The sequence below is a fragment of the Rhodococcus sovatensis genome, assembly GCF_037327425.1.
Lineage (GTDB): Bacteria > Actinomycetota > Actinomycetes > Mycobacteriales > Mycobacteriaceae > Rhodococcoides > Rhodococcoides sovatense.
Window position 1 is genome coordinate 39714 of sequence record NZ_CP147846.1, and the last position, 4258, is coordinate 43971.

A 4258-nucleotide genomic window follows, 5' to 3' on the forward strand; every position below is an offset into this window, starting at 1 on the left:
TTATGACCGAGAAGAAGCAACCGCGACTGCACGCGGACAACGTGACGATCGGCTACGACAAGCGGATCATCAGTGAGAACCTGTCCGTCGAGATACCCGACGGCAAATTCACCGTCATCGTCGGTCCCAACGCGTGTGGTAAATCGACCCTGCTCAGGGCGTTGTCACGGCTGCTGAAGCCAGAGGCGGGAACCGTCCTGCTCGACGGCAAGGCCATCTCGTCGTACCCGGCGAAAGAAGTTGCCCGACGCCTCGGCCTCCTGCCGCAGACGTCCATCGCGCCCGACGGCATTTCCGTCGCCGATCTCGTTGCGCGAGGACGCTATCCGCATCAGAAGCTGATCAAGCAGTGGTCGAGGGAGGACGAGGCCGCGGTCGTGTTCGCGATGAACGCGACCGGTGTCACCGAACTGTCCGGACGCCTGGTCGACGAGCTTTCCGGTGGTCAGCGGCAACGGGTATGGGTGGCAATGGTTCTGGCGCAGCAGACTCCGTTGATGCTCCTCGACGAGCCGACGACGTTCCTCGACATCGCCCACCAGATCGACCTGCTGGAACTGTGCTCGCAGCTCAACCGTGAACAGGGCAACACCATGGTTGCCGTATTGCACGATCTGAACCACGCCTGCCGCTACGCCGATCACATCATCGCGATGAAGGACGGTGAGGTGGTCACGTCCGGTGAACCTGCGGATGTCATCACTGCTGAGCTGGTCGAATCGGTGTTCGGCATGCCGTGCCGGATCATCGAGGACCCGGAGTCGCACACTCCGCTGGTCATACCGCTGGCTCGTCGGCGCGCCTAGAGCGTGTCTCTTAAATTGGGTCCGTTTTCGTTTTCATCGCCGGGCGGTGGTTGTGGTTGCGGGAGTGCAGAACTGCCGCGCACAGGACAACGCCCCCGAGGAATGTCATGGCGTACTTGTCATATCGAGTGGCCACACCACGCCACTGTTTGAGCCGCCCGAAGCCACGCTCGACGGTGTTGCGGTGCTTGTACATCGTCGGATCGAAACCCGGTGGACGACCACCGGCGGACCCCTTGTCGGCCCGTCGCTGCTTCTGGTCGCTGCGCTCGGGAATGGTGTGTTTGATCTTGCGGCGACGCAGTTCGGTGCGGGTACTGGGATGGGTGTACGCCTTGTCGGCGAGCAATCGGTAGTCCTGGTCCCCACCGGCAGCTCGGTGGGCATCGAGCAACGGCACCAACTGTGGATTGTCCCCGGCTTGCCCACCGGTCAGCAGCATCGTCACCGGCGAGCACGTCAGGTCGGTCAGTGCATGGATCTTCGTGGTGAATCCTCCGCGAGATCGACCCAACGCGTGGTCAGCGGGTTCGTCGACGGATTTCTTGTAATTCGACAAGGCCCCCTGTGAGAGTGTCGGCTCGCGCACCGGCCGCATGCTGATGCGCCCGGACGCTGGTCGAGTCGATCGAGAGCACCGCCCCGATATCGCCGTCGAGTTCTTCCGGGTCGAGACCGAACACCTCGGCCACCGCGGCAAGCATCTCGTCGTAGGTGCCATCGAAGGACCATCGGTGGTGGCGTTTCCACACCGTCTGCCACGGACCGAAGTCCTCCGGCAGATCTCGCCACGGACACCCGGTACGGAATCGGTATGCGATGCCCTCCAGAATTCGCCGGTGCTCGGCGAACCGCCGCCCACGTTTTCCCACGTCGGTGGGTATCACTGGCTCGACGATCTCCCAGAACTCGTCACTGATCACTCCCACGCGCGTCATCGAAATATCATCGCTGACAGCACCTCTCAAATTTGGGAGACACGCTCTAGATAGCCTCAACTTTTCGACTTTGGATAGGTTAAGCTTAGTTGGTTGAACTCCCGACAGACTAAGGACGGCCCGTGCTCAAGGTGAACAGCGCTACCGATGTAGTGGACATTCTCGGAGTCGGATACGGCCCGTCCAACCTGGGGTTGGCCATCGCATTGCAGGAACGCAATGCCGAAGTGCCTGCCGAAGAACGAATCACGTCGGTGTTCGTCGAGAAGCAGCCGGAGTTCAGATGGCACCCCGGAATGCTGCTGCCGGGCGCGACGATGCAGATTTCGTTCCTCAAGGACTTGGCGACCCAGCGCAACACCAGAAGTGAGTACACGTTTCTCGAGTATCTCGCGCAGCGAGACCGGTTGACCCACTTCATCAACCTTCAGACGTTCTTTCCCTCACGCATCGAGTTCCACGACTACCTGCGATGGGCTGCGGACAAGGTCGACGCGGATGTGCTGTACGGCACCACGGCGACCGAAGTCTCTTGGAACGGCGAACTTTTCGAAGTCCGGGTACAGGGTGCCTTCGGGTCGCAGCTCCTGCGTGCGCGCAACGTCGTACTGGCCGGTGGTCTCACGGCAATCCTTCCCGGCGGCGTGTCGGCCGGCGCTCGGGTCTTTCACAATCACCGCGTGCTCGATCATCTGGAGGCTCTCCCGGAACCGAAGCATGGCAGATTCGTAGTCGTCGGTGCAGGGCAGAGCGCGGCCGAGGTGGTGGCTCACCTCCACGAGCGCTACCCCGATTCCGAAGTGCACGGCGTCTTCGGCAAGTACGGATACAGCCCTGCGGACGACAGTCCCTATGCCAACCGGGTTTTCGATCCTGAAGCCGTCGACGACTTCTATGTGTCGTCGCCGCAGCTTCGCGAGCAGCTCATTGCCTACCACCGCAGCACCAACTACTCGGCTGTCGACCTTCCGCTCATCGAGGATCTCTACAACCGTGAATACACGGAGCGGGTGACGGGCAAGCGTCGATTGTTCGTGCGTGGCGCATCGGAGGTGTCGGTCCCTCGCGAGACCGATACCGGCGTCGAGGTGTCGGTTCTGCATCGCCCGACCGGACGGGAAGAGCGACTCATGTGCGACGCTGTCGTCTACGCAACAGGTTTCAGGCCGCTGGACCTGCGCGGCATTCTCGGTTCGGTCGCCGACGAATGCGTGTTCGCCGCCGACGGAAGCCCGGAGGTAGAGCGCGACTACCGGCTTCGTACGTCCACCGAGATCACCGGAGGAATCTACTTGCAAGGCGGGACCGAGCACTCACACGGTCTGACCTCGTCCCTACTGTCCAACATCGCTGTGCGATCCGGCGAGCTGGTCGATTCCTTGGCGTCACGAGCCATGCTGGACGCGGTGCTCACGTAGGCCGCGGCGCCTCACGCGCAATGTTCGAAGATGTCGTTTCGATGAAAGGTTCGTCATGCGAGTGGTGATGTTCGGTTACCAGACCTGGGGGCAGAAGACTCTGCAGACCTTGATCGACTCCCGCCACGAGGTGGTCGGCGTCGTCACTCATCCGGCCAGCGACCAGGTCTACGAGAGCATTTGGGCCGATTCGGTCGAGGATCTTGCCCGCGAGCACGAACTTGAAGTCCATCTTGCTCGACGCCCGGACGCAATCCTGCGTAAACAAATTCATGCCTGGAATCCTGACATCATCATCGCCAATAATTGGCGCACCTGGTTGCCGCCGGAGATCTTCGCCCACCCACCACACGGAACGCTCAATCTGCACGACTCGCTGCTGCCGAAGTTTACTGGTTTCTCGCCGATCGCATGGGCTCTGATCAGCGGTGCCGAAGAAGTTGGGTTGACCGCACACCGAATGGACGGCGAACTCGACACCGGAGACATCCTCACGCAGGCTTCGATTCCGATCGGCCCCCGAGATACCGCGACACAATTGGTCAGGGACACAATCGATCTGATTCCCACAGTGCTCCTCGAAGCACTCGACAGTATCGAGTACGGAACCGCCCGGTGGCGTCCCCAAGACCTCAGGGAACGCACGTTCTTTCACAAGCGGCACGAAACCGACAGCCTGATCGACTGGTCGTGGGAGGCATCCGACCTCGACCGGTTGATTCGAGCGATGTCCGACCCGTACCCGAACGCCTTCACCTACTATCGCGGCGAGCGCATTTCGATCACAGAGGCTCACGTCTCACAAGGAATTTATGGCGGGACGCCCGGCAGGGTATTCATCCGCGAAAACGACGGAATGGCCATCGTCGCCGGCCCCAACGCCCATCGCGGCCGTAACCATGCACTCGTCGTCGACCGCCTCCGTACCAGCGACGGCACGGACTACGCTGCGCTCAAGTACTTCCCGAGTGGCGGCGGGTACCTCACCAGCGGCCCGTGATGACGGGTATCAGCCGCCCTTCATGCTGGCGCGGCTAGACACCATTTAGGTGATTAGCATAGCCTAACTTTCAAACCGAAGAAGAAAGGGTGTCAC

The 4258-nt window shown here is 61.2% G+C and carries 3 protein-coding genes and 1 pseudogene; 3 read left to right on the forward strand and 1 reads right to left on the reverse strand.

From position 1 onward, the window contains the following. Window positions 1-2 precede the first annotated feature (2 nt). Complete coding sequence (locus WDS16_RS00195) at window positions 3-806, forward strand: ABC transporter ATP-binding protein (protein ID WP_338889603.1); 804 nt, start codon at window positions 3-5, stop codon at window positions 804-806. A gap of 10 nt (window positions 807-816) precedes the next feature. Here WDS16_RS00195 and WDS16_RS00200 read toward each other — a convergent pair. Continuing rightward, window positions 817-1744, reverse strand: a pseudogene (locus WDS16_RS00200) (IS5 family transposase). A gap of 122 nt (window positions 1745-1866) precedes the next feature. Here WDS16_RS00200 and WDS16_RS00205 point away from each other — a divergent pair. Together WDS16_RS00205 and WDS16_RS00210 are read left to right on the forward strand one after the other, a co-directional pair. Further along, window positions 1867-3162 (forward strand): lysine N(6)-hydroxylase/L-ornithine N(5)-oxygenase family protein, encoded by a 1296-nt coding sequence (locus WDS16_RS00205; RefSeq protein WP_338889605.1) that lies wholly within the window; start codon window positions 1867-1869, stop codon window positions 3160-3162. A gap of 55 nt (window positions 3163-3217) precedes the next feature. Beyond that, entirely contained in the window at window positions 3218-4162 is a 945-nt protein-coding gene (locus WDS16_RS00210; RefSeq protein WP_338889607.1) for a methionyl-tRNA formyltransferase, read from the forward strand. Window positions 4163-4258: the final 96 nt, after the last annotated feature.